At 70.7% G+C, this 24,532-nt stretch carries 23 protein-coding genes; 10 read left to right on the forward strand and 13 right to left on the reverse strand.

What is annotated here, in order from left to right; translation table 11 throughout:
- Positions 1 to 20: 20 nt before the first annotated feature.
- The 3 genes from AB0J64_RS03380 to AB0J64_RS03390 form a co-directional block, all read right to left on the reverse strand.
- Positions 21 to 4,313, reverse strand: coding sequence for an HAD-IC family P-type ATPase (locus tag AB0J64_RS03380; RefSeq protein ID WP_364019866.1), 4,293 nt, complete (start codon positions 4,311 to 4,313; stop codon positions 21 to 23).
- 28 nt (positions 4,314 to 4,341) lie between these two features.
- Positions 4,342 to 4,941: a hypothetical protein gene (locus tag AB0J64_RS03385; protein ID WP_364019869.1), complete on the reverse strand. Its 600-nt coding sequence runs from the start codon at positions 4,939 to 4,941 to the stop codon at positions 4,342 to 4,344.
- Between the two features lie 124 nt (positions 4,942 to 5,065).
- On the reverse strand, positions 5,066 to 5,536 hold the full coding sequence (locus AB0J64_RS03390; RefSeq protein ID WP_364019872.1) for a PPOX class F420-dependent oxidoreductase: 471 nt from the start codon (positions 5,534 to 5,536) through the stop codon (positions 5,066 to 5,068).
- A 71-nt stretch (positions 5,537 to 5,607) separates the two neighbouring features.
- On the opposite strand from AB0J64_RS03390, the gene AB0J64_RS03395 reads away from it, so the two are divergent.
- Positions 5,608 to 6,240, forward strand: a complete 633-nt coding sequence (locus AB0J64_RS03395) for a nucleoside/nucleotide kinase family protein (RefSeq protein ID WP_364019875.1) — start codon at positions 5,608 to 5,610, stop codon at positions 6,238 to 6,240.
- 9 nt (positions 6,241 to 6,249) lie between these two features.
- Here the strand turns inward: AB0J64_RS03395 and AB0J64_RS03400 are convergent, their stop codons facing one another.
- Positions 6,250 to 6,597: a luciferase family protein gene (locus AB0J64_RS03400; RefSeq protein ID WP_364019878.1), complete on the reverse strand. Its 348-nt coding sequence runs from the start codon at positions 6,595 to 6,597 to the stop codon at positions 6,250 to 6,252.
- 194 nt (positions 6,598 to 6,791) lie between these two features.
- Between AB0J64_RS03400 and asnB the strand changes: the two genes are divergently transcribed.
- From asnB to AB0J64_RS03420, 4 genes are all read left to right on the forward strand, one after another.
- On the forward strand, positions 6,792 to 8,633 hold the full coding sequence (asnB, locus tag AB0J64_RS03405) for an asparagine synthase (glutamine-hydrolyzing) (protein ID WP_364019881.1): 1,842 nt from the start codon (positions 6,792 to 6,794) through the stop codon (positions 8,631 to 8,633).
- A 183-nt stretch (positions 8,634 to 8,816) separates the two neighbouring features.
- A complete protein-coding gene (locus tag AB0J64_RS03410; RefSeq protein ID WP_364019884.1) occupies positions 8,817 to 9,647 on the forward strand; it encodes a glycerophosphodiester phosphodiesterase family protein in 831 nt (276 codons plus the stop codon).
- Between the two features lie 93 nt (positions 9,648 to 9,740).
- On the forward strand, positions 9,741 to 10,445 hold the full coding sequence (locus AB0J64_RS03415) for a ThuA domain-containing protein (RefSeq protein WP_364019886.1): 705 nt from the start codon (positions 9,741 to 9,743) through the stop codon (positions 10,443 to 10,445).
- The gene (locus AB0J64_RS03420) at positions 10,430 to 11,512 is read left to right on the forward strand and encodes a Gfo/Idh/MocA family oxidoreductase (protein WP_364019889.1); all 1,083 of its coding nucleotides are present in this window, start codon (positions 10,430 to 10,432) and stop codon (positions 11,510 to 11,512) included. Before AB0J64_RS03415 ends, AB0J64_RS03420 begins: the two co-directional genes overlap by 16 nt.
- Before the next feature lie 61 nt (positions 11,513 to 11,573).
- On the opposite strand, the gene AB0J64_RS03425 is transcribed toward AB0J64_RS03420, so the two are convergent.
- Together AB0J64_RS03425 and AB0J64_RS03430 are read right to left on the reverse strand one after the other, a co-directional pair.
- Positions 11,574 to 12,539: a virginiamycin B lyase gene (locus tag AB0J64_RS03425; RefSeq protein WP_364019892.1), complete on the reverse strand. Its 966-nt coding sequence runs from the start codon at positions 12,537 to 12,539 to the stop codon at positions 11,574 to 11,576.
- Between the two features lie 406 nt (positions 12,540 to 12,945).
- A complete protein-coding gene (locus AB0J64_RS03430; protein WP_364019895.1) occupies positions 12,946 to 13,515 on the reverse strand; it encodes a hypothetical protein in 570 nt (189 codons plus the stop codon).
- 354 nt (positions 13,516 to 13,869) lie between these two features.
- Here AB0J64_RS03430 and AB0J64_RS03435 point away from each other — a divergent pair, with 354 nt between their 5' ends.
- Both AB0J64_RS03435 and AB0J64_RS03440 read left to right on the forward strand, forming a co-directional pair.
- Entirely contained in the window at positions 13,870 to 14,460 is a 591-nt protein-coding gene (locus AB0J64_RS03435) for a hypothetical protein (RefSeq protein WP_364019898.1), read from the forward strand.
- A 7-nt stretch (positions 14,461 to 14,467) separates the two neighbouring features.
- Positions 14,468 to 15,502 carry a hypothetical protein gene (locus AB0J64_RS03440; RefSeq protein ID WP_364019901.1) on the forward strand — a complete coding sequence of 345 codons (1,035 nt, stop codon included), beginning with the start codon at positions 14,468 to 14,470 and terminating at the stop codon, positions 15,500 to 15,502.
- Positions 15,503 to 15,530: 28 nt separating this feature from the next.
- Here the strand turns inward: AB0J64_RS03440 and AB0J64_RS03445 are convergent, their stop codons facing one another.
- Genes AB0J64_RS03445 through AB0J64_RS03465 form a run of 5 tightly spaced genes read right to left on the reverse strand, consistent with a single transcriptional unit; the run spans position 15,531 to position 20,284 of the window.
- A complete protein-coding gene (locus AB0J64_RS03445; protein ID WP_364019904.1) occupies positions 15,531 to 16,262 on the reverse strand; it encodes a class I SAM-dependent methyltransferase in 732 nt (243 codons plus the stop codon).
- Positions 16,263 to 16,310: 48 nt separating this feature from the next.
- Entirely contained in the window at positions 16,311 to 17,159 is an 849-nt protein-coding gene (locus tag AB0J64_RS03450) for a hypothetical protein (protein WP_364019907.1), read from the reverse strand.
- A gap of 45 nt (positions 17,160 to 17,204) precedes the next feature.
- On the reverse strand, positions 17,205 to 18,461 hold the full coding sequence (locus AB0J64_RS03455) for an MFS transporter (RefSeq protein ID WP_364019910.1): 1,257 nt from the start codon (positions 18,459 to 18,461) through the stop codon (positions 17,205 to 17,207).
- Complete coding sequence (locus tag AB0J64_RS03460) at positions 18,452 to 18,952, reverse strand: MarR family transcriptional regulator (protein WP_364019913.1); 501 nt, start codon at positions 18,950 to 18,952, stop codon at positions 18,452 to 18,454. Before AB0J64_RS03460 ends, AB0J64_RS03455 begins: the two co-directional genes overlap by 10 nt.
- A gap of 33 nt (positions 18,953 to 18,985) precedes the next feature.
- Positions 18,986 to 20,284, reverse strand: a complete 1,299-nt coding sequence (locus tag AB0J64_RS03465) for a hypothetical protein (protein WP_364019916.1) — start codon at positions 20,282 to 20,284, stop codon at positions 18,986 to 18,988.
- A 101-nt stretch (positions 20,285 to 20,385) separates the two neighbouring features.
- Between AB0J64_RS03465 and AB0J64_RS03470 the strand changes: the two genes are divergently transcribed.
- Positions 20,386 to 21,459: a hypothetical protein gene (locus AB0J64_RS03470; protein WP_364019918.1), complete on the forward strand. Its 1,074-nt coding sequence runs from the start codon at positions 20,386 to 20,388 to the stop codon at positions 21,457 to 21,459.
- A gap of 6 nt (positions 21,460 to 21,465) precedes the next feature.
- On the opposite strand, the gene AB0J64_RS03475 is transcribed toward AB0J64_RS03470, so the two are convergent.
- Positions 21,466 to 22,020 carry an ATP-binding protein gene (locus AB0J64_RS03475; protein ID WP_364019921.1) on the reverse strand — a complete coding sequence of 185 codons (555 nt, stop codon included), beginning with the start codon at positions 22,018 to 22,020 and terminating at the stop codon, positions 21,466 to 21,468.
- A gap of 115 nt (positions 22,021 to 22,135) precedes the next feature.
- On the opposite strand from AB0J64_RS03475, the gene AB0J64_RS03480 reads away from it, so the two are divergent.
- Entirely contained in the window at positions 22,136 to 22,798 is a 663-nt protein-coding gene (locus AB0J64_RS03480; RefSeq protein ID WP_364019924.1) for an alpha/beta hydrolase, read from the forward strand.
- Between the two features lie 18 nt (positions 22,799 to 22,816).
- Here AB0J64_RS03480 and AB0J64_RS03485 read toward each other — a convergent pair whose 3' ends face one another.
- Positions 22,817 to 23,704 (reverse strand): LysR family transcriptional regulator, encoded by an 888-nt coding sequence (locus AB0J64_RS03485; RefSeq protein WP_364019927.1) that lies wholly within the window; start codon positions 23,702 to 23,704, stop codon positions 22,817 to 22,819.
- Between the two features lie 82 nt (positions 23,705 to 23,786).
- Here AB0J64_RS03485 and AB0J64_RS03490 point away from each other — a divergent pair.
- Positions 23,787 to 24,532, forward strand: a 746-nt coding sequence (locus tag AB0J64_RS03490; RefSeq protein WP_364019930.1) for a Gfo/Idh/MocA family oxidoreductase, incomplete at its 3' end; no start/stop codon positions are given.

The following is a 24,532-nucleotide window of genomic DNA, read 5'->3' on the forward strand; positions in this document are numbered from 1 at the left end:
ATTCGGTGAACAGACGATGACTACTCCGAAGCCGGCCGTTCGATCATCGCCGCCACCACGGCCGCGGCCACGGCGCAGCCGAGCCCGATCCCCCAGCCCACAGGGCCGACCGGGCGGCAGCCGAAGAGCTGGCTGAGCCCGGGCACCGAGACGATCACACCCAGCGCGGCCAGGGACGACACCGCGGCGAGCACCACCGTCCGATCCCGGCCGCCCAGCGCCAGGGTCTGCATCAGCTGGGCCGACACCAGCCCGATGAGCCCCACCGTGTCCGCCCGGCCGCGGGTGCCGGTCATCCGTGCGAGCAGCCACGCCGCTCCGGCAGCGACGGCCGTGGTGACGGCGCGCAGGTAGATGTCGCGGGTCAGGGCGGCGCCGAGCGAGGCCTCGGGGCCCTCGGCGAGCAGTTTCTCCGGGCTCGCGGCGCTGGGCGGCCGGACGGCCACCGCCATGGCGGGCAGCATGTCGGTGAGCATGTTGACCAGCAGGAGCTGGCGGGCGTTGAGCGCGCTGCGCCCGGTGAGCAGGCTGGATCCCAGGGTGAAGGCGATCTCTCCGACGTTGCCGCCGAGCAGGATGCCCAGCGCGTCGCGTACGGAGGCCCACATGGCCCGGCCTTCGACGATCGCGTCGATGATCGTCTCGATGCGGTCGTCGATCACCACGATGTCGGCTGCGGCCCTGGTGGCGGGGGCGGCGTGCGACCCCAGCGCCACGCCCACGTCGGCCAGCCGGATCGCGGGCACGTCGTTGGCCCCGTCGCCGGTCACGGCCACGACGCTGCCGGCCTTGCGCAGGCAGGTGACGATCCGCGCCTTGTGCTCGGGCGTGACCCTGGCGAACACCGCCACCTCCGCCAGCGCCTTGGCCAGCTCGTCGTCGTCCAGGCCCTCGAGCTCGGGACCGGTCATGACGCGCAGGCCGTTCAGCGCGCCGGTCTCCGCGGCGATGGCCTCCGCCGTGCTGGGATGGTCGCCGGTGAGCATGACGACGCGTACGCCGGCCCGGATGAGCCCCTCCACGCTCCGCTTGGCCGTCGGGCGCACCGGATCGGCCAGGCCGAGGAACCCGAGGAAGCACAGGCTCTCGATACGGGACTCGTCGAGGTCGGCGCGGCTGGAGGCGGGACGCTCGGCGACGGCGAGCACGCGGTAGCCGCGCAGGGCGAGCCGGTCCACCTCCTCCTCCAGCTGCCGCCTGATCCGGTCGTCCAGCGGGACTTGCTTCCCGTCGATCACGATGCTCGTGGAGGCGGTCAGCACGATCTCGGGAGCGCCCTTGACACTCAGCAGCTGCCCCGACTCGGACCGGCCGAGCACGGCGTGGTAGCCGCGGGCCGGTTCGAAGGGCAGCTCGTCCACGCGCTGCCAGGTGCGCAGGCCGTACCGCGGCGTGACGCCGAGCCTGCCCGCGCCGTCCACGATCGCGCGGTCCGTCGGGTGCGGGATGGCGCGCCCGCCCTCGAACTTGGGCCCCGCGCGCAGCGCCGCGCCGACGACGGCCCTCAGCTCGGGTGTGGCCTCCTCCACCGCCTGATCGACCCGGCCGTCCGACACCCGGCGCAGGCTGATGTGACCCTCGGTGAGGGTGCCCGTCTTGTCGAAGCAGAGCACGTCCACCCGGCCGAGCGCCTCGATCGTGGACGGGTTGCGTACCAGCGTGTTGTGGGCCGACAGCCGCTTGGCCGAGGCGAGCTCGGCCACGGTGGCGACGAAGGGCAGCCCTTCGGGGACCGCCGCGACCATCATGCTCACCGCGGGTCCGACCGCCTGCGACAGCGGCGAGCCGCGGAGCAGCTCGACGGCCATCAGGAACAGGCCGGAGCCGAGGGCGGCGGGGAGTATGCGACGGCTCAGCGCGCGCAGGCGCAGCTCCACCCCGCTCGGTGGCGGGCCCTCCTGGGTCAGCCTGGCGGTCCTGCCCGCCTCGGTCGCCTCTCCCGTGGCCACGACCACGGCGAGGCCGTGCCCCGCCGCGACGGTCGTCCCCTCGTACACCATCGAGGCGCGCTCCGCGATGGCGGGCGCCGCCGTCGGCGCGTCGGTCTTGGTGACGAGCTGCGACTCGCCGGTCAGGGGTGCCTCGTCGATCTCGAGTCCGTGCGCCTGGATGAGCCTCCCGTCGGCCGGTACGGCATCGCCGGCCCGCAGCTCGATCACGTCCCCGGGCACCAGGGAGTCGGCGTAGCCCGCCACGGCGCCGGTGGGGCGGCGTATGCGTACCCGGACGGCGGTGGTCTCGGTGAGGCTGTGCAGCGCCCGGTCGGCGCTTCGCCGCTGGGCGCCGCCGAGCAGCGCGTCCACCCCCATCACGCCGCCTATCAGCACGCTGTCGAGCAGCGAGCCGACCGCGGCCGACACACCCGCGCCGGCGGCCAGCACCGGGGTCAGCGGGTTGGCCAGCTCGTGCATGGACGCGCTGAACAGGGACTCCGGGCCGGTGACCAGCGGGCGTGCCGGGGCCGTCCTGCGGCGGTCGGCCTCCGCCTCGGTCAGCCCCTCGGGCGAGGTACGGAGGCGGGCCAGGACGTCGCGGGCCGCCATGGCGTGCCAGGGCGTGTGGTCGGCGCGCACCGGCGCGGCCGTCCGCCCGGCGCTCCGGCCCGCCCACTCCCCGGCCACGATGGCGGCGAGCGACGTGCAGTCGCGCACCAGGTTGGCGCGTCCGACCGCGGCCGTGGCCGGGCCGAGCAGCGCCAGCCCGGCCCCGGCGATCGAGCCGCCCCCCGCCACCCACACGCTGCGGACGCTCGCCTTCCTGGCCGACGGCAGGCACCGGAGCAGCAGGTACGCGCCCTCGAGCGGGCCGATCACATCGGCGTCCCACGGGACCGCGCGCATCCCGCCGAGCACGCCGATGCCCAGGTCGGCCTGGCGCAACCCGCGCCGGCCGCGCCGCGACACCACGGCGACCGCGTGCCCCTCGGCCTGCAGCGCCCGCACCGACGAGGCCAGCCGGTTCCCGCTCTCGACCACCCGCTCCACGCCCAGCCGCCGGGCGAGCGCGGGGTCCCCGCCGGCCAGGATCACCTCGCACGCCGCCCTCGGGGCCGTCACCAGGGCCTCGGCGAGCGGATGCAGCTCGCGGGCCAGGTGGACCAGGGCGACCGGGGTCCCGTCCCGCGCCACCTCGACCGAGCGGACTCCCTCCTCCGGCGTCTCCGTACGGGGCTCGGCGCTCCATCCGTCGAGCTCCCGCCGGGCCGAGGGGTCGGTGAGGTCGAGGAGCGCGTACAGCCGGGTGTGCAGCTCCTCCGGATCCACCTCGGGAGCGAGCGGGACGACGCCGTCGATCGTCCACGCGCCCGTGGTGAGCACGGCGGCGTCGAAGACGACGGCGTCGATGCGGTCCATGCGGTAGAGCGCGTCGCGGTCGAGCACGATCGTGCCACGTCCGGCGAGGCTCCGGCCGACGGCGCTGGTGAAGGCGTCCCTGCCGTGGCTCGCGGCCCTGGGGATGCCGGCGATCAGCACGGACAGCCCCCGCTGGTTGTCGCGGCTGATCACCGTGGTGATGCCGTGCCCGGCCAGTGCCGCCACGCTCGCCGCGTCGGCGTAGCGCTCCACCGGCCCGCGGGGCAGCGGGGCCGGGCGCGGGGTCGCGGCGGCCCTGGTGTGACGGTAGGCCCCCTCAGCGGCGGCGAACTCCTCCTCGCGCAGCTCCCACGCCTGCGACCCGGCACGCGCGGCGGCGTACCGGCCGGCCGCGGCGATGGAGTCGATCAGCAGCGACGACGGCCGCATGGCCAGCGCGTACGTGACGATCCTGGTCACCGTCATCAGCGCGTCCGCGCCCGGCTTGCCGATGCGCTGCTCCAGCTCCCGGTGGACCCGCGGGGTGTTCTCGGCCAGCGAGAGGAAGCCGGGGACCGCCGTGGACAGACGCGGTACGCGGGCCAGCCGGCCGGCCAGGGCCAGCCCCGTGCCGGCCAGGTGGAGGCCGAGACTGACGGCGGCGCGGGCCTGCTGCTCCGCGCCGTCCAGGACACGAGCAGGGGCGGGTTCCCCGTCCGGTTCGTCGAGCTCCTCCACGACGGACACGAACTTGTCCACGTCGTCCGTCGCGGTGTCGCAGGCCACGAACACGGAGCCGAGCGCCCCGTTCACCTCGGCGCGCGGCGCGCCCAGCGCGCGCAGCCGCCCTTCCAACAGGCGGGCGGGCCGCTCGGTCCGCGGCCCGCCGATGTTCCGCAACTCGATGCGGACCCCTCCAGGGCACGGCTGTACCCGGCGGGAGCGCGGGAGGATGCTCCTTATCGGCTGGGGGAGCAGGTCGAGCAGCGTGTCAGCACAGCGCAGGCCGAACAACGCCATGTGGCCTCCCGTCTACGGCGTCGCGGCTTCACTTGCTCGGCGAGGTGCTCTTTCGCCTGCTGGTCGACGTTGACGTGGTCTTCCCGGCTGTGGTCTTCCCGGCGGTCGTCTTTCCGGCGGTCGTCTTTCCGGCGGTGGTCTTTCCGGCGGTGGTCTTGCGCCCGCCGGCCCCCGCGGTGGTCGTGGCGGCCTTGCCCCGGGTGGTCGCGGTGCCGCGCCGGGTGGTCGCGGCCCGCCCGCTGGGCGGCGTGGGCTCCTTGGCCGCCGCGGCGGTCTCCTGCGGCCGGCTCGGCTGCCGGCCGAACATCGGTGTCTGCCGCGGCCGCCGCTGCGCAATGACCGTTCCCGCGCCGATGGCGGCCGCCACGGGCCACTCGAGCACGCCGAAGACCGCGAGCGCGCCGAGCGCCCCGTAATAGGCCATGCGCTCCGGTGCCGGGAGGAACGTGCGGGCGACGTCCATGTAGTGGCCGAGCTCCTGCCTGCTGAGGCGCGGCATCTCCATGTGTGGCATCTCGATGTGCGGCAACCGGACGTCCGGCTGCCGGACCTGAATGCTCATCATCGGCAGGTCCAGCGTGTACTGCTTTTTACCGTCGGACGTGGCTCGCGGCTGGGCAACAGCCATGACCCCTCCTCCAGGACGAGGAAACCTGTAGGTCTCCCTATCCACCCCCAGGCCCGTTATTCCGGACAGGGGGTATTTGAAGGTTTTTGCCGACCCAAATTTGGGGTTGGTGAGAAGGCGGGGATCAGTCCCCGGACACCAGGCGGGCGGGGAAGCCACCCGTGGCGATGGGGCCCCAGCCGTCGATGTGGATGCGGATCAGCGACTTGTCCTGGCGGCGCATGGCGGCGCGGTACTCGTCCCAGTCGGGGTGCTCGCCGGAGATGCACCGGTAGTACTCGACGAGCCCCTCGAGGGCGTCGGGCATGTCGAGGACCTCGGCCCGGCCGTCGACCTGGACGTACGGGCCGTTCCAGTCGTCGGACACCACGCAGATCGACACCCGCTCGTCGCGGCGGGCGTTGCGCGCCTTGGCGCGGTCGGGGTACGTGGAGACCACGATCCGGCCGTCCCCGTCCACCCCGCAGGTGACGGGCGAGAGCTGCGGCCGCCCGTTCTTGCGGGTGGTGGAGAGCAGGCCGTGGTGCCTGGGGCGGAGGAACTCGAGCAGTTCGGGCAGGTCCACGTGGCGGGCGGTGGCGATGTTCGGAGCCATCTCATGTGCCTTTCTGTCAATCCTCAGTGCTCCGATCCTTTCATCCCCCATCGACCTCTATCCTTCGTGCCGTGAACGGTGAGCAGCTCCTCCAGCGCGTCCACGGGCTGGCCGCGAGCGGTGAGCGGGTCGTGGTGGGCATCGCGGGATGCCCGGGCGCGGGCAAGTCGACGCTGGCGGGCCGGCTGGCCGAGCGCCTCACGGCGTCGGGGCTGCCGGCGGTGTGGGTGCCGATGGACGGCTTCCACCTGGCCGACGTCGAGCTCGAACGCCTCGGCCGGCTGCGGCGCAAGGGCGCCATGGACACCTTCGACGCCCACGGCTACCTGGCGTTGCTGCGCCGCATCCGAGCCGAGACCGCCGCCGTCGTGTACGCGCCGTCGTTCGACCGTGAGATCGAGCAGCCGATCGCGGGCGCCATCCCGGTGCCGCCGGCCGCGCGGGTCGTGGTCAGCGAGGGCAACTACCTCCTGGCCGACGCCGATCCGTGGCGGCAGGTGCGGGCAGCCATGACCGAGGTCTGGTACGTCGAGATCGACGACCGCGTACGCCTGGACCGCCTCACCCAGCGGCACATCAGGTTCGGCAAGTCCCCCGATCACGCCGTCCGCTGGGTCGCCGAGGTGGACGAGCCCAACGCCGCCGCCATCCGCGCGACCCGCGAGAGCGCCGACCTGCTGGTGGACCTCGACGCGCTCTCCTGAAAGCGCCTTTTACGCGGCGTGCGCCTTGATCGCCACGCTGGTCAGGGCGAGGAGCAGGTCGAGGTCGGGCTCGGCCTCGACCTTCAAGGTCACCCACGCGTGGTCGGCGCAGAGCTGGACCTGATCGCAGTCGCCCAGTTCGGGCTCCAGCCGTTCGATCGCGGGCTCCGTCAGGCGCAGGCGCGCCTCGTCCGCGCCGGTCAGGCGCAGGATCTCGATGCCCTGGACCGTGAACGCGATGCCGCGCCGGTTGTCGCGCACCTCCAGCGCCGGCCAGGACAGCAGCTGAACCACCGCTCGGGCCAGGTACGGCCCGCGGCGCAAGGTCGATCTCCGCCTGGCGGAAATGACTGACACATATCCATGCTGCTGCATACGGCCACAATCCCGCTATCGGCTGTTCTTCAACTGTTATCCACAGGAACAGGCCGCCCGCCCGCCGCCGCACCGCGTACCAGGCGTTCTTCCTGGTCAAGAGGCGTTTGACCGGGTGATATCCCGCCCAGGCCGGGCAGCTGACAGATCCTGCGGAGAAATCGGGGGAAAGCGATATGTGCGGCATCTGCGGATGGGTGGATTTCGAGCGAGACCTACGGGACGCCGGGGACATCGCCCGGGCCATGACGGACACGATGGCCTGCCGCGGCCCCGACGACGAGGGGCTCTGGACGGCGCCGCACGCCGCCATCGGGCACCGCAGGCTCGCCATCATCGATCTCCCGGGCGGCCGGCAGCCGATGGTCGCCGACGACGGCGGGCGGGCGCCGGCCGTGCTGACGTACAGCGGAGAGGCGTACAACTACCGCGAGCTGCGCGCGGAGCTGGCCGCCCGCGGGCACGGCTTCCGCACCCAGAGCGACACCGAGGTGGTCCTGCGCGCCTACCTGGAGTGGGGTGAGGAACTGGCCGCCCGCCTGAACGGCATGTACGCCTTCGCGGTCTGGGACGCCGCCCGCGAGGAGCTGCTCCTCGTACGCGACCGCATGGGCATCAAACCGCTGTACTACTACCCGACGCCGCACGGCGTGCTGTTCGGGTCGGAGCCCAAGGCGATCCTGGCCAACCCGCTCGCGCAGCGGGTGCTGGACGCCGACGGGCTGCGCGAGCTGATGTCGTTCGTCAAGACGCCGGAGCAGGGGATCTTCAAGGGCATGTACGAGGTGCGTCCTGGCCAGCTGGTACGGGTGGGCCGCGAGGGGATCAGCAAGCGGCGCTACTGGCAGCTGGAATCCAAGGAGCACCCGGACGACGTCGACTTCACGGTCAAGACGGTGCGCGGCCTGCTGGACGACATCGTCACCCGCCAGCTGATCAGCGACGTGCCGCTGTGCTCGCTGCTGTCCGGCGGCCTCGACTCCAGCGCCATCACCGCGATCGCCGCGAAGGGCCTGCGGGACCAGGGGCTCGGCCCGGTCCGCTCGTTCGCCGTCGACTTCGCCGGCTACACCGAGCACTTCAGGCCCGATTCCACCCGCTCGACGCCCGACGCGCCGTACGTGCACGAGCTCGCCGGGCACGTCGGCGCCGAGCACACCGACATCGTGCTCGACTCGGCCGAGCTGATGAACCCCGCCGTGCGTGCCGCCGTGCTGCGCGCCCGCGACCTGCCGGTCGGCATCGGCGACATGGACAGCTCGCTGTACCTGCTGTTCAAGGCGATCCGGGGGCACTCCACCGTGGCGCTGTCCGGGGAGTCGGCCGACGAGGTCTTCGGCGGCTACCGGTGGTTCCACGACCCCGAGGCGGTCGGGGCCGACACCTTCCCCTGGCTCGTCGGTGGGCTCTCCCCGCTGACCGGGGTGGACCGCCTGCTCGAGGACGACGTGCGGCGCCTCCTCGACCTCCCCGGCTACCAGGACGAGAGCTACCGCAGGGCGCTCGCCGAGGTGCCCGCCCTGACCGGCGAGACGGGGCACGAGCGGCGCATGCGGCAGATCAGCTACCTGCATCTCACCCGGTTCGTGCAGATCCTGCTCGACCGCAAGGACCGGATGAGCATGGCCGTCGGGCTGGAGGTGCGCGTGCCGTTCTGCGACCACCGGCTGGTGGAGTACGTCTTCAACGTCCCCTGGGCGCTGAAGACTTTCGACGGGCGCGAGAAGAGCCTGCTGCGCGCGGCCGCCGCCGACCTGCTGCCCGACTCGGTCCTCCAGCGCGTCAAGAGCCCTTACCCCGCCACCCAGGACCCGGGCTACGACCAGGCACTGCGCGACGAGGCCCGCGCGCTGATCGAGCGCGGCGACCCGGCCTGCGCACAGGTGATCGACCTGGACCGGGCGCGTGCGTTGATCGACGGGCCGGCGGCCGAGAACGGCGGCGACCGCGCCGCGCTGGAGCGCATGCTGCAGCTCGACGCGTGGCTCAGGGAGTACGAGGTCCGGCTCGCCCTCTGATCGACGAATCCTTGGCCGGCGGCGCACTCTCGCCAACCGCGCTTCCGGCAGGGCAAAGAGTTCGTGCCGATATGAGCGACACGCCGGGTAAACCGATCGCTGCTGGCATCTAGTGGGAACTTTCCTCGCATTCGACATAAGAGACGCTTTGTCGGGTTCGGGTTACTAGCCCGAGGAGGAAGTATGTATCGCCCGTTTGGTGCCACCTTCACAGCGGCCCTGGCCACCATGATCTGCATGTCGGGTGCGGCCCACGCCTCGCCGTCGGTCGACAACATCGCGCATCGAGGCGGCGCCGCGTACGCGCCCGAGAACACCATCGCGGCCTGCACCATGGCGTGGATGCAGCGGGCCGACGCGTGCGAGTTCGACATCCAGCAGACCAAGGACCAGCAGCTCGTCCTGATCCACGACCAGACGCTGTCCCGCACCACCAACGTCGAGCAGGTCTTCCCCGACCGGTCCCCGTGGCGGGTCGCCGACTTCACGCTCGCGGAGATCCGGCGGCTGGACGCCGGTTCGTGGTTCTCCTCGGGGTTCCGCGGCGAGAAGGTGCCCACTCTCGGCGAGGCGCTTCAGGCCATGCGGCGGTACGGCGTCGGGCTGCTGCTGGAGATCAAGCACTCGCCGGGCAATACCGGGATCGATCAGCGGGTGGCCAACCTCCTGCGGCAGAACCGTTCGTTGTGGAGCGGCCGTGGGCTGGTCGTGCAGGCGTTCGACTGGAACGCGATGCGGTCCTTCCATCGCATGATCCCCGAGGTCCCCATCACGCTGCTCGGCAAGCCGGACCTGAGCAAGCTCTCCGACCTGGGCACCTTCGCCAAGGGGATCAGCCTGCCGCGCTCCAGCCTCACACCGGAACTCGTCAGGACAGTTCACGGCAAGGGCATGCGGGTCTACACCGGGCCGACGGACCGGCCTGTCGTCATGCGTCGCCTGCTCTCGTACGGCGTCGACGCCATCATGACGAACCGGCCTGGCCAGCTCGACAGCATCAAGCGGTACTGGTAAGTAGCGAAAAATGTCAGTACCAGCCCCTTCAGATAGTTCATTCATGAATGCGACGATTGGAGTCGTTTGTCCCCCTGAGCGATAGGCGAATGCATGACAGACGAACAAGGGCGAAGGGCTCTCGTGGTGAGGGGCGGCTGGGAAGGGCACGCCCCGGTCGCGGCCACCGAGCTCTTCGTCCCCTTCCTGGAGAAGCACGGGTTCGAGGTGCACCGGTCGGACTCCCCGGCCCCGTACGCGGATCCGGCGTTCATGTCCGGCGTCGATCTCATCGTGCAGTGCTACACGATGGGCACGATCGAGCAGGCGGAACTGCGGGGCCTGGAGGCCGCGATCCAGGCGGGCACCGGAATGGCGGGCTGGCACGGCGGCATCGCCGACTCCTTCCGCAACTCCTCCGACTACCTGCACCTCATCGGCGGGCAGTTCGCCTGCCACCCGGGCAAGGACCCGGCCGAGCGCGAGGGCTCGCAGGCTGACAACTTCGTGCCGTACACCGTGAACATGCTGCCCGAGGCGGCCACGCACCCCATCACCGAGGGCATCGCGGACTTCGACCTCGTCACCGAGCAGTACTGGGTCCTGACCGACGACTACATCGACGTGCTGGCGACGACGACGCAGAAGGTGCGCCCGTGGGACCCCTGGCACCGGGAGGTCACCTCGCCGGCGATCTGGACCCGGCAGTGGGGGAGTGGGCGGATCTTCGTCGCGACCCCGGGGCACAGCCTCGACGTCCTGGAGAACGACAGCGTGCGCACCGTCATCGAGAGGGGAATGCTGTGGGCCAGCAGGTGAACGTCGGCGTGGTCGGATGCGGCGCCATCTCGGCCCAGTATTTCCAGACCATCGACCGGCTGCCGCACGTCCGGCTGGTGGCCGTCGCCGACCTCGACCTCGACCGGGCGCGGGAGGCGGTGCGGCCCTACGCGGGGGTCGACGTGGTGAGCGTGGCGGAGCTGATGGCGGATCCGCGCGTGGACGTCGTGCTCAACCTCACCGTTCCGGCCGCGCATGCTGAGATCGCGCTGCAGGCCATAGCGGCGGGCAAGGACGTCTATTGCGAGAAGCCCCTTGCCGCGACCGTGGCGGATGCCGGGCGGATGCTCGGGGCGGCCGACGCCGCCGGGGTACGCGTGGGCTGCGCGCCCGACACGGTGTTGGGGACGGGTACGCAGACGGCGCGCAAGGCGATCGACGACGGGTTGATCGGCAGGCCGATCGCGGCGACCGCGACGATGATGACTCCCGGCCACGAGCGCTGGCACCCCAACCCCGACTTCTACTACGTCCCCGGCGGCGGCCCCCTCCTCGACATGGGCCCCTACTACATCACCAGCCTGGTGACCCTGCTCGGACCCGTGACGACGGTCATCGGGGCCGCCAGCCGCACGCGTGCCAAGCGTACGATCGGGTCAGGCCCCCGGCGGGGTGAGGAGATCCCGGTCACCGTCGACACCCACGTCACCGGAGTGCTCGTGCACGAGTCGGGAGTGCTGACCACGCTGGTGATGAGCTTCGACGGGGTGGCGACCAAGTCGCCCAACATAGAGGTGCACGGGGAGAAGGGCTCGCTCGTCGTACCCGATCCCAACCGCTTCGACGGGTCCGTCCTCGTGTCGGGGATGGGCGAGGAGGGATGGCGCGCCCTTCCCGAGGCGGCCGGCTACGTCGAGGCGGGGCGCGGCGTGGGTCTGGCGGACTTCGCCTCGACCCCGGCGGGAGAGACGGCCCGTACGGACGGATCGCTGGCCTTCCACGTGCTCGACGTCATGGAGTCGCTGCTGGCCTCGGCCCACTCCGGGGCGGCGGTCACCATCACGAGCACCTGCGCACGGCCCCGCCCCGTGGACCACATGCGGTGAAAGAAGCGGTCGGCGGCGCGCTTTCCGGTCCCCGGGAGAGCGGCGCCGCCGGCCGGTTCACTCAAGGAGTGATGATCGCCAGCTGGTCGACGTAGTCCTCGGTGAGCCAGAGGTTGTCGTCTGATCCGCTAGTGATGTCGAACGCCCCGGAGAAGGTCGTGGGCAGCTCGTATTCGCTGATGTCTCCCGACGTGGTGATGGTGCCGACCTTGTCGCCGATCTGCTCGGCGAACCACAGGTTGTCGTCCGGCCCCGTGGTGATGCCCCACGGGAAGGCGTTGACGTCCTCCAGCTCGTACTCGGTGAAGCTGCCCGAGGTGGTGACGTTGCTCACCTTCGCGTTGGCGTCGGTGTACCACAGGTTGCCGTCCGGGCCCGAGGTGATCCCTATGGGGATAGCGTTGGAGGACGGGATGCTGTACTCGGTGAACGTCCCGCTGGTGGTGACCTTTCCGATCTTGCCCGTCAGCGACTCCGTGAACCACAGGTTGTCGTCCGGCCCCGCGGTGATGCGCATCGGGTAGGCGTCGCTGGTCGGCAGGCTGTACTCGGTGATGGTGCCGCTGGTGGTGATCTTCCCGATCTTGTTGCCCAGCTGCTCGACGAACCACAGGTTGTCGTCCGGTCCCGCGGTGATGCCCCACGGGTAGGCGTCGCTGGTGGGCAGGGTGTATTCGGTGATGGTGCCGCTGGTGGTGATCTTTCCGATCTTGTTGCCGACCGCCTCTGTGAACCACAGGGCGCCGTCCGAGCCGACGGCGATGTGGCCCGGCTGGGAATCGGTGGTGGGAATGGAGTATTCGGTGAACAGTCCCCCTGTGGTGACCTTCCCGATCTTGTTGGCGGTGTTCTCGGTGAACCACAGGTTGTCGTCCGGCCCGCTGATGATGCCGACGGGAGTGGCGGGGCTGGTCGGAATCTCGATCTCGTCGATCGAGGCCCGCTGGGCCTGTGCCGCGAGCCTGGCAGCCGAAGCGTGCCGGCGCGGGGGCGGGAATTTGCAGCGTATGTGACGGTGCTCGGGCATCCGTTTGAGTTTGAGACAGAGCTTCACCCACGGGCGTAGGGGTGACGGGTCGGATTCCGCGTCAGCGGATGCGGTCGAGAGCGTGCTTGCCGCCAGTGCCAAAGCCATGGCCACGAGCGGATACTTCAGACGTCGAGAACGCATGACATCCTTTCCGGACGAAGAGCGAAAGGCCGCCGGACCCGCATGGCGCATAGGGACTCTCGGCTGTCATGCCGCCACCAGCCGAGCCCTGCGGCACCGGCGCGACCTTTGACGCCCGATCTGGCCGTGATCGCTCCGGTGCTCCCAATATCACTTACGGTCACCGCCTGCTCCGGACCATCCGTGTTCGTGGCTGGTCATGGAAAAGTCAACTCATCGGCGGTCTCTTGGAGGCTCGGCTTTCTGGTCGGAAGGCGTCCGTTCAGGCGACCGAGTGACTGATGGTGGCCCTGTAGGTCCCCGAGATGGCGGAGGCTGGGATGGTGACGACGACCGTCGGCGCCCAGCTCGTCGATTGGCTGATCGCCGAGATTTTGCGCCCGTTGAACGCGGTCACCGACGTTGCCAGAGAGCGTCTGTCGTTCGCGGTGGGCTGGCCGGGGACGCGGTTGCCGGTGCCTGACTGGGCGGTGACCGGGCCGGACCAGTAAGCGGCATTGCCTTTCGTGATGGTCTGCGTGGGTGTCGCGACGGTGGTGAAGTCAGTGGACGTGACGGTTGCCGTCCAGGGGGGAATCCCGATCCTGGTGTCGGTGACGTTCACCGTGCCAAGGGAGGCGCTGATCGTGGCGCCCCTGGAGACGTTTCCGAAGTTGACCGTGCCGCTGGGCACGGTGACGGACAGCGTGGCGGCATGCCGGCCGAGCGCCCTGCTCGGCACCGTCCTGGCGGCCTGGGCCGCCGACGGGTGAAGGGAGACCAGCAGCACGGCCGACGCGAGCAGCGACCAGCAGACTCGCGTTACGGAGCCATCGGCACGGCTCGTCCTCATTCCGATTCCTCGCAGCGCGTGGAGCGTCAGCTAAATGGTGTGCGCGAACGTTGGCAGCCTAGATCACCGCAGCCCCTGGGCATTCCCTCGCCGCGTATGTGTATCGCAAGCCTGACGTAATGGCCTCGGTAAGGACGCCGATTCGGCAGCGGCGCTCGGATGCTGTCGTTTCGTCCCCGCTATACGGTGAATTTCCAGGAAGGGGCGACGACGGAAGATATGTGGCGTCCCCCACGCGCAAGCCAAGAATTGTCCATGCACCGATGCGTCCGGTTTTTCTTCTGTGACTGCTGCGAAGAATGTGACTATGCAGGCAGCCCGGGCACTGGGCGGCAATCGATGAAGGAGACAGCAGTGTTCAACCGTCGTCTGGGCTCTTCTCTTGCGGGTGCCGCCGGCCTGGTCGCAGCCGTGGCCATGACCGCGCCCGCGCAGGCCGACACCACCTGCGCCGCGAGCACCACCTGCCCCACCACCGTGACCTTCACGGTGACCGCCGAGGGAGGACTGTCCATAACCGTGCCGGGCCCTCCCGCCGTGGACCTCGGAAGCGGCAACTCGGGCGGCCAGATCAGCGGCCACCTCGGCTCGGTCACGGTGCAGGACCAGCGCGCGGCGCTCAACGCCACCTGGGTCGCGTCGGTGGTCGCCGCATCGGGAGGCTTCACCACCGGCGGCAGCACGGGTGCCGAGACCATCCCCAATACGGCTGTGCTGTACTGGTCGGGCCCGGCCACAGCCACCTCGAACACCGGCGGAACATTCGTGCCAGGCCAGCTCACCGCTGCCGCCGCCGAGACACTGTCTGCCACACGCACCGCCTTCAGCAAGACGACCGGCTCCGGCGACAACTTCGCCACCTGGAACCCCACTCTGGTGATCAACGTCCCCGACGCCGCGGTGGCGGGCACCTATACGGGCACGGTGAACCACTCAGTCGCGTAACGCGTACATGTCTCGATCAACGTTTCCCCGCTCCGCCTCCGCGACGCTGCTCGCGTTCCTTCTGCACGCCATGATCGGCGTTCCGGCGGTCGCGGACCCGGAGCGGGGACGTGCGCGCCCCTCGGACGATGGCACGATCAGCATCAGGCTGCTGGAGATCCCCGCCAACCGGGTGGACGACCCGCGCTCACATGTGTTCATCGTCGACCATGTCAATCCGGGCACCGCTTTCACCCGGCGCATGGAGATCCGCAGCACTTCGGACGAGGCGCAGCATGTCGAGCTCTACCCGGCCGCGGCCTCCGTCGGTCGCGGCCGCTTCACCTTCGCGCCCGACCGCACCGCCAACGAGCTGACCTCGTGGATCAGGCTCGACCGCTCAGCGGTGGACCTTCCGCCGCACGGCAGCGCGCGGCTGAAGGCCCGCGTCGCCGTGCCGCGATGGGCCAGCAAAGGGGAGCGCTACGCCGTCATCTGGGCCCAGGTCTCGTCGGACAAGGCGAACGGCACCAACGGAAACGTCACGCTCGTCAACCGCGTCGGAATCCGCGCCTATCTCGATGTCGGGCTCGGCGGGGACCCGCCCTCGGACTTCCAGATCGGCACGATCACTCCCCAGCGGACCGACGATGGGCAGCCCAAGGTCGTGGCGGCCGTCGCCAACACCGGCGAGCGCGCCATCGACATCGACGGGCACCTGACGCTGACGGAAGGGCCGAGCTCCATGAGCGCCGGGCCGTTCCAGGTCGCCCGTGGCACGACCCTGGCACCCGGCCAGCGCGGGGACATCACCGTGGAGCTGGGTGATGAACTCCCCGACGGGCCGTGGAAGTTCGAGCTCATCCTCAGGAGCGGCCGGGTCGCCCGCACGACGACCGGGACGCTCACCTTTCCCGCCAAGGCCGGAACGTGGGGCCTGGCGGCTTCGGTGGACTCGCCCTGGATCCTGATTCTCGCGCTCGCCGGCCTCGTCAGCCTGATCGCCGCCGCGGTGATGGTCTTCTTCCGCTTCCGCCGTACGCGCGCGCAAGCCACCGGCTGACACCAGCCAGGAGCCCAGCGGTGCGCGTCTAGATCCTGCGCGCGATCGTGACGATCGAGCGGCCGGCATCGGTGACAGGCTCGCGGTGCCAGCCACCGTACTGCGCCTCGATCTCGAAGCCCGCCTCGCTGAGGAACGTCCCGAGTTCCGGCACGTCGAGGAAGCGCAGACTCGCACGATCGACGCGCAGGACGGCTCCGTCCTGGTCGGCAGTCGTCTCGGTGAACGTCACCACGTCGTCGACCACCGACTCGACGTGGTGCGACACGCGGAGCCGACGGCCCTCTCCGTCCACGATGTCGATGGCGTTCGACGGGTTCCACTCTTCCCACTGGCGCGCCCTGGGGTTGCGCGTCTCGAAGACGAACTGGCCGCCGTCATATAGCGCCCTCCGGATCGCGGCCAGCGACTCCGACAGCTCTTCGTCGGTGACGAAGCACTGGAAGGCGTTGCTGGCCATGATCGCCAGATCGAACTCGCGATCCCAGGCCGCGTCCGCCGCGACGCCGGCGACCCACTCGATGTCCGTGCGCCGCCGGGCCCGTTCCAGCGCGGCCAGGTCCGGGTCGAGCCCGACGAGACGCCCGCGGTGACCGAGCGCGCGGGCTTGGTGGAGCATGCTTCCGGTGCCGCACCCCACGTCCAGCACGGCGTCCGCGGCCATCACGAACTCGTCGTAGAACGCGCTGCTGGGATACCGGACGGGGTCCCACGGGTTGAGCACGTCGTACAGGGCGGCGGCGTCGGCATCGGTGAACATCCCCGCAGTATCACGACACTGTCAGCGGCTGCCAACCGAATTTCCAGGTCACCCGTTCCTGGAATCGCACCCGTACGGCGCATCATGACAGAGGACGGGAAGCCGGCTGCTCGCGTCCAGCACCACGCGATCGCCCAGCGGCTCCTCCAGCCTGATGACGTCCTCGCCCCACAGGCCGACGCCCGCGCACGGACCGGAGACCTGCTCGGCGACATAGAGGCCCAACACCACCACATCCGACCGCTCGCTGACGCGTAGCCGGGCGTCGGGCGGCTCGCCGCCGCAGGAGCCGTACGCGTATTCCACCAGCAGCGTGCGTTCGTCGAGCACCTTGACGTCTGTGACCCCCTCGCCTGACGCGTGTTCGCCCACGGCGTCCACGATGCTGACCATCGCGCCCCGATCGACCGCGACACGGTCGATCGGGCCGGGCAGGTTCGTGAAGTGCAGCCGCCACGCGGGCACGGTCGCCATGCCGCGTACGGTCTCCAGCCGCATCGTCGTGAGGGTGGCCCCGGTCAGCTTGTACGTCTTGTCATCAGGAAAGGTGTACTCCTCCGGCCAGGGGGACAGCGCCATCAGCGCCTCCCGCGGCTCGATCACGGGGACCCGCATCGTGGACCCGTCGTCCCAGCGGATCTGGGCCCCAGCCGGGGGAGCGGGGAGCGGGCCGGCCACGCCCCAGCCGTACTCCTCGTCGTCGTGCTCGATCTTCTTGCGCACCTCCGGCGACATCGCGCTCAGGTCCCCGAGGGGCACGAAACCGTCGCGCCAGATCTCCGCGGCGCCGCTGGTCCGCCAGGTCCGGACGGCCTGCGCGGCGTGGTCCTCGAACTCGAGCGGTCCGATCAGGTATCTGCCACCGCTGAGGAGCAGCATCGCCACCAGAAGTGTCATGACTAATCGGTCCATATGGTGATCTTGGCACGAGAGGCCGGGGCCTTACGGGCTGGTCGGCGTTGCCTGGGGCGAGGACACCGCGGACGGCCGACGCAGGCCCGGCGTCGTGGCCCCCACCAGAGCGACGGCGCAAAGGCAGAGCAGGCCGCCGCTGACCAGGGCCGCCGCGCCTGACGTGGCGTCCGCGACGAGACCGCCGCGCAGGTTGCCGAGGTCCGGACCGGCCTGCCCGACGATCTGTTCTGCGGCGCTGACGCGGCCGAGCAGTTCGTTCGGGGTGTGCGTCTGGACGATGGTGCTCCGGGACACCACGGAGACGGTGTCGGCGGCGCCGGCCACGACGAGGAAGGCCAGTCCTGCCCATGGATGGGGCGACAGGCCGAACAGCGTGAGCGCCGCGCCCCATGTGGCGGATCCGCCGAGCATGACCAGGCCGGGGCGGGGCAGCCGGGTGAAGGTCCCGGAGAACAGGGACGCCGCGACGCCGCCGACGGCTATGGCCGTGAGGAACAGCCCGAGAGCACGCGGATCGTCGCCGAACCGTTCGGCGTTGATCAGTGGGAACAGGCTGACCGGCATCGACAGCACGGTGACGGCCAGGTCCGTGAGCAGGGCTCCGCGAATGACGGGAGTGCCCGCCAGGAAGGTCAGGCCGTCCAGCACTCCGCGCAGACCGGGACGGGCGGGCTCGCCTTCGGGGCTCATCGGCGGCAGGCCGGACACGCTGTAGAGCGCGACGAGGAAGGTGAGCGCGTCGATCAGGTAGCAGCCGCCGACACCCAGCCCGCCCACGACCAGCCCGCCCAGTGCGGGGCCCACCAGCATGGAGCCCTGGAAGGAGATCCGTCTCAGCGCCAGCCCGGCGGCCAGCTGGTGCTTCGGCAGAAGGTGCGTGACGAAGGTGCGCGAGGCCGGGCCGCCGACGGCGGAGCAGCAGGAATGCAGGACCACCAGCCCCAGCACCCCGGCGGCCGGGAGGTGCCCGAAGAAGCCCTGAAGCGCGAGAAGGAAGGAGCACACCGCCTGCCCGGCGGTCGTGAACAGGCAGAGCTTCCGGCGGTCCACGCGGTCGACGACCGACCCGGCGAAGAGTCCGAGCACCACGAGCGGCATCGCCTGCGCCAGGCCGACGGCGCCGGTCCAGGCAGTGCTCTCCGTCGTCTGCCAGACCTGGAACATCACGGCGACGAGCGTCATCTGGCTGCCGAACCCGGACAGCGCCCCGCCGATCCATAACCGCCGGAACGGCGGTGACGACCGCAGCGGGGTGACGTCGACCAGCGCGTGCCTCAGCCCCACGCGGGGTCCTGGGCCAGCTTCTCGGCGATCCGGTCGTGGAAGCTCTTGCGCTCGAGAGCCCGCTCGATGTCGGTGACGACCCGGGAGAGCGGATAAGGGATCTCCGCCTCGAGGTCGGCGAGGGCGGCCTCGGTGGCCCGCCACTCCGCCGCCAGGCGACCGACGACGGCGCGGGCGTCGTCCGTGAGCGTCACCTTCTTGCTGCGCGCGTCGTCGCCCGTGACGGTCTCCACCCAACCGGCCGTGCGCATCGCGGCCACCTTCTGGCTGAGCGCCGAGTGCGTCCTGCCGACCGACTCGGCCAGCTCGGTGATGGTCATCGGTCCACGGGCGTGCAGCCGGAGCAGCTCCATCACGAAGCTGGGCTTGAGGCCGTCGATCTGGTTCTCGGTGTAGAGCCGGGCGATGTCCGCGTCCATCGACTCCTGGAGCAGCCGCAGCGGCCGCCAGAGGCTCTGGTCTGTGGGATCGAGTGTGGGGTCTTCCGTCATGCCCGCATTGTAACAGTGCTTATATAAGTGCTGTTATGCCGGATCGGTGTCGGCGACTCTGACGGAGAAGACGACCCGTTCCTCCTCGCCTTCGGTGAGCCCCCACAGCTCGCCGGTGCCGTACCAGAGTGACAGGTCCTCCGGCCGGTAGGCCCAGCTCGTGTGGGCGTGGATCGTCCAGGTGGAGGCGGCGCCGCTGACGTTCACGGTGGCGAAGCGCCTGCTGGGGTTCGGGCCGGGGTGAGAGCCGGCCGACATGTTGAGGTAGAGGACGTTGCCGTCGGCCTGAACGCCCTGCACGTCGCTGATGGCGTCGGCCGGGTTCGCCGGGACGGTGGACACCCAGGCCTGCACGGGGGAGGTGATGAGCCGGTAGTCGCCGTCGGGCGGCGGCTGGAAGCGGTAGCGGACCAGCTTGGTGCCGGCCAGGGAGGCGGAGGTGCCGCTGGAGCGCTTGTACGTGCCCGCGACCAGGCTCGCGCCGCCGGAGCTGTTGCGGTCGAGTGAGACGAAGTCGAGGAGGATGGGGGTGATGTAGTGGCGTACCTCCGGAATGACGTAACGGTAGTCACCGCCCCCTCCGTCCCGCTTGCGGTAGATCTTGCGGGTGTCGAACACCCGGATCGTGTGCTGGGTGGAGTCGGGGCCTGAGTAGCCATTCCAGTTGGAGCTGGAGGTCATGAACAGGTAGGGGCCGTACCACGCCAGCCCGCCGCCGTGTCCGTAGACGCGTCGCAGCCCGCCCCGGCTGTCCACCCACACGGGCAGGACGTTGCGGTAGCGGCGGTCGTCGAGGTCGACGACCTTCAGGATCACGGAGTTGGTGCGGTAGTCGGGGGCGTTCGGGTCGGGCGAGTTCAGCCAGGCCCAGCTGGTGATGAGCGCCCTGTGCTCACTGCCGATCGGGGTGCCGCCGAGCTGGGCCTCGCCGGAGGTGGCCAGCCCCTGAGGTACCCAGGGAGAGTGCGGGAGGTCGTCCTTGTCGCCCTGGGCGGCGGCGTCCCAGCAGAACCAGGTGCTGACCGGCACCAGCGGCCGGTACGCCGCCCGGGCCGCGCAGCCGGCGTCTTCGCTGCCCGGTAACGCGGTACGGTCGCTCCCGCTGAGCACGCCGCCCATGCCCACCTGCTCGTACTCCGCCGAGAGCGGCACCGTGTAGGGGTCGGATCCGGCGCGCAGAGCGAGGCCTGTCAGGCTCAGCGGTTGGAGCGGCGCCGCAGCGGTCGTCAGTGCCGCCGCGCCGGTGGGTGACATCACGGGTGCGGCCAGGGCGCACGCGGCTGCCATCCGTACGAACCAGGTCAGAGCGGACGTCATCCACTGCTCGGCCACGAAGGTCTCCCTTGTTCACCCGTTAAGATCGACTCATACACCATGCAAGTGGACGTGACCATAGGCCGGCTCCAGACCGCCCACAGGACAGGTGATCGGCGATGCTCAACGTGGTGGCATGGACCAGGCTGGAGCCGTGGCGGGTCGCCCGCGCCCGCACCGACCGCGACGAGACGGTGATCGTCAAATGGACGGGTCCGCACGTCGACGGCAGGCACAGTGAGGCATGGCGGCTGTGCACGGAGGTGGCGGCGCTCAGGTTCCTGTCGGAGGACCTTGGAGCTGACCTGGCTCCGCGCGTGCTGGCGGAGGACCTGCCCGGCGGGCGCATCGTGCTGGAGGACCTCGCCCCGCGGACCGCGCTGGACGGGCTGCTGCGCCGTGACGGCGCCGACGCCCATCTGGAACGGCTGACCGCTTGCGCCCGCGCTCGCGGCGAGCTCGGGGCGCTCACCACCGGTCGCGCGGAGCCGTACTACCGGCGCCGAGCCGCACTCGGGCCGGTTGACGCGGAGGCCGACCGGCTCGGGCGGGTCGCGCGGCTGCGCGCGGAAGGAGTGCCGCAGGCCGAGGTGCTGGGGGAGCCGATCACCGGCGCGGTCGAGCACGAGCTCGCCTCGGCGCTGGAGACGCTGGCCGATCCAGGGCCGTTCCTGGTGCTCAGCAACGGCGATGCGGAGGCCAACAACGTGCTGGTGCACGCCGATGGTCCGCCTGACGCGCGCCTGATCGACTTCGAGTTCGCGGGCTTCACCCACGCCCTGCACGACGCCGTCTGCCTGTACGTCCCGGGCCCGGCGTGGATGTCGGTGGGCACGCCCGCCGCGGCTGCTCAGCGGGAGCCGGCCGATGCCTACCGGCGCGCTCTGGCCGCCGGTGTGCCGGAGGCCGAGGACGAGCGGCGCTACGGCACGGCCCTGGCGGCGGCGTGCGTGGCGTTCGCGCTGGTCCGCCTGTGGCGCCTGTCTGTGCTGGATGCCCGTCCAGCCGGTGACAACAGCCGGACCCAGCTCGTCGCGGTCCTGGAGGCCGCCGCCCGCACCGCCGAGGCCTGGCGGGCACTGCCGCGACTGGCCGGCTGGTGCCACCGCCTGGCCGACGCCTTACGCCGGCGCTGGCCGGACGCCGACGTGGACCTCGCCGCACTGGCCCCGTACACGCCGCGCCGTCCCTGAACGGCGCTAGCGGTGGTCGTTCATCTCGACCGACAGCAGGCCCCACGAGGAGACCAGGCGCGCCAGTTCTCCGCTCGCCGCACCTGGAAGCCCGTCCGGGCGGAAGTGGACGACCGTTCCCGTCGTGCCGTCGTCGGCGATCGGCACCAGATCGGTCACGGGTACGCCGTGCTCGTACCGCTGCGTCCAGGCACCGCCCCGGCGGCGGTTGGTATGGACGAGCCACTCGCTGAGCGCCGCGACGACGGACATCCCCCGGCGCGGATGACCGTCGGGAAGCACCTGCGTGCCGGGGCGGTCGAAGAACCGCAGGTCCTTCGTGGCCATGATCGGCTTCTTCACGGCGCGGTCGTGCTCGTCGAGGCGGGTGTCGGTGCCCCGCCCGTCATCCGCCACCGACACCGAGCCGTCGGCATGGAGCGTGACGGTGCAGTGCCCGCCGCCGCTGCTCTCCGCCTCGTCGGCCGCGTAGGCGACGACTTCGAGGACCAGGTGGCGAAGACCGCCGGGAGCGAAGGCGAGCGGGTCCTGACGGATATGGGCGAGGTGCTCGCCGTCCACGCCACTCGCCCAGTCATGTGTTGTGTTACGCCACGAAGTCCTTGATGTGCCCACCGGAGGAGCTTATGCCGGGACACCGCGATGAGTTTCCGCCCCGCCGCAGGTCAACACAGTCATGACAACCTTCGCTCTGATCCACGGCGGCGGTGGCAGCGCCTTCGACTGGCACCTGGTCGAAGCCGAGGTACGCGCCCAGGGGCATGACACGGTCGCGGTGGACCTCCCGGTGTCCGACCCGCAGGCGGGGCTCTGGGACTACGCGGACGCCGTCGTCCAGGCAGTCGGCGACCGCCGGGACCTGGTCGTGGTGGCCCACTCCTGGGGCGGTTTCGTCGGCCCGCTCGTCTGCGCGCGGGCAAGGGCCGACGCGCTGGTGCTGGTCACCGCCATGATCCCCAGTCCGGGGGAGGCGCCGGGCGACTGGTGGGAGCGCAGCGGCCGGCCCTCGTCGGACATCGAGGACGAGTACGAGCTCTACCTGCACGACGTCCCGCGCGAGCTGGGCGAGCGGGTGTTGGCTCACGACCGCGCGCTCGCCGAGAAGATGAGCATGGACCGGGCGGTTCGCGAGCCCTGGCCACTGGCGGCCTGGCCCGACGTGCCGACGAGGTACGTGCTCTGCCGCGACGACCGCTTCTTCACCCCGGACTTCGTCCGCCGCCACGTGAAGGAGCGCCTCGGCATCGCCCCGGACGAGCTGCCCGGCAGCCACATGGCGATGCTGTCGCACCCGCGCGAGCTGGCCGACTACCTGGTCGGCGTGGCCGGCGGAGCGTGACGCGCAGGCGGTACGGGGTCAACGATGCGCGGCGGCGGCTTCCCGGAGCAGGTCCAGGAACGCCGACAGCGGCGGATGACCCTCGGTCGATTCCTTCACGACGACGAAGATGGAGCGGACCGGAGCGGGCCGGGTGACCGGCACGCAGGTGAACGTGGTGGCCGGCATGATGCTGAGCGCGAGCCGGGGAACCATGGTCACGCCCAGTCCGGTCGCGACGAAGGCGACCGCGGTGGCGTAGTCGTGGGCCTCCACCACGAAGTTGGGGCTGAAGCCGGCCGCGCCGCACGCGTCGAGCATGGTCTGCCGGCAGACGCTGGTGGGCCACTCGTTGTCGATCCACGGTTCGCCGCGTAGCCTGCCCAGCTCGATGACCTCTTCGGCGGCGAGCGCGTGCCCCGGCGGCAGGATCGCCAGGAAGGGGTCGTCGAGCAGGTGGACGGCCCGCAGCCCGGCCGGCACCTGAACGGTGTCGTCCAGCACCATGATCTCGGCGTCGGCGGCCTCGCCGGTCAGTCCCTTGCCGAGCCGTAGCTCCACCCTGACCTCCGGGAACCGGCGGTTGAACTCCGCGATGACGGGCGGGATCAGGACGGCTCCGGCCGTGGCGAAGTAGCGGACGGTAAGCCGGCGCGTTCTGCCCGCGCGCAGGTCGGCGAGTGCGGTCTCGGCGCGGGCGATCTGGGTCTGGATCTGCCCGGCGTGGCTCGCCAGGAGCCGGCCCGCCTCGGTGGGCCGGATGCCGCGGCCGTGGCGCTCCATGAGCACCGTGCCCGTCTCCCGCTGCAGGGCGGCGATGTGCTGGCTGATCGCGGAGGGCGTGTAGCCGAGGTTGGCGGCGGCGGCCTGGATCGAGCCGGTCTCCACGACGGCCCGCAGCACAGCCAGGCGGTGAACGTCCAGCACGGGCCGATCATACAGTCCCACTTCACAATGGTTAAGAAATCATCGCTTGTGCTGAAATTTCCCCATAGTCGAGGATCCGTACATGGAAATGGGGAGCAAGATCCGCCTCGGCGTCATCGGCCTGGGCGTGATGGGCGCTGAAATGCTCGACGTCGCGCAGCGGCACCCGCGGTTCGAGGTGGTCGTGGCCGCGGATCCCAGCGAGCAGGCGGTCGAACGGGCTCGGGCGGCCCAGCCGGCACCGGCCTATGTCGGGGACCCGGACGAACTGCTCGGCCGCCGCGCGCTCGATGCCGTCTACATCGCCTCGCCGCCGGCCACGCACGCCCACTACGCGGTACGCGCCATGAAGGCGGGGCTGGCGGTCTTCGCCGAGAAGCCACTCGCCGTGGACCTGGCCGAGGGCGAGGAGATGGTGACCGTGGCCGCGGCGACGGGCACGGTGAACGCGCTGAACTTCGTCATGTCCGACCGCGGCGCCGCCTTGGCCGTCGCGGAGGCGCTGCGTACCGGCCAGGCCGGCACCGTGCGCGGGGTCGAGATGCGGTTCACCTTCCCCGAGTGGCCCCGCTCGTTCCAGGAGAGCGCCGGGTGGGTGGCCGGGCGGGCGCAGGGCGGGTTCCTGCGCGAGGTCGCCTCGCACTACCTGTTCCTGACCGACCGGCTGCTCGGGCCTCTCTCACCGGTCCGCACCCACGTCACCTACGGTGCGGCCGCGGAAGACACCGCCTATGAGTCTCCTGAAGATCTTGGTGGTCTTCCCAGGCGGCGTTTGGGGACTCAGACTCGGGTCATGATGGGCCGTTGGAGGGTTCCAGCCGGGCCTGA

Source organism: Nonomuraea sp. NPDC049695, assembly GCF_040674955.1.
GTDB classification, from domain to species: Bacteria; Actinomycetota; Actinomycetes; order Streptosporangiales; family Streptosporangiaceae; genus Nonomuraea; species Nonomuraea helvata.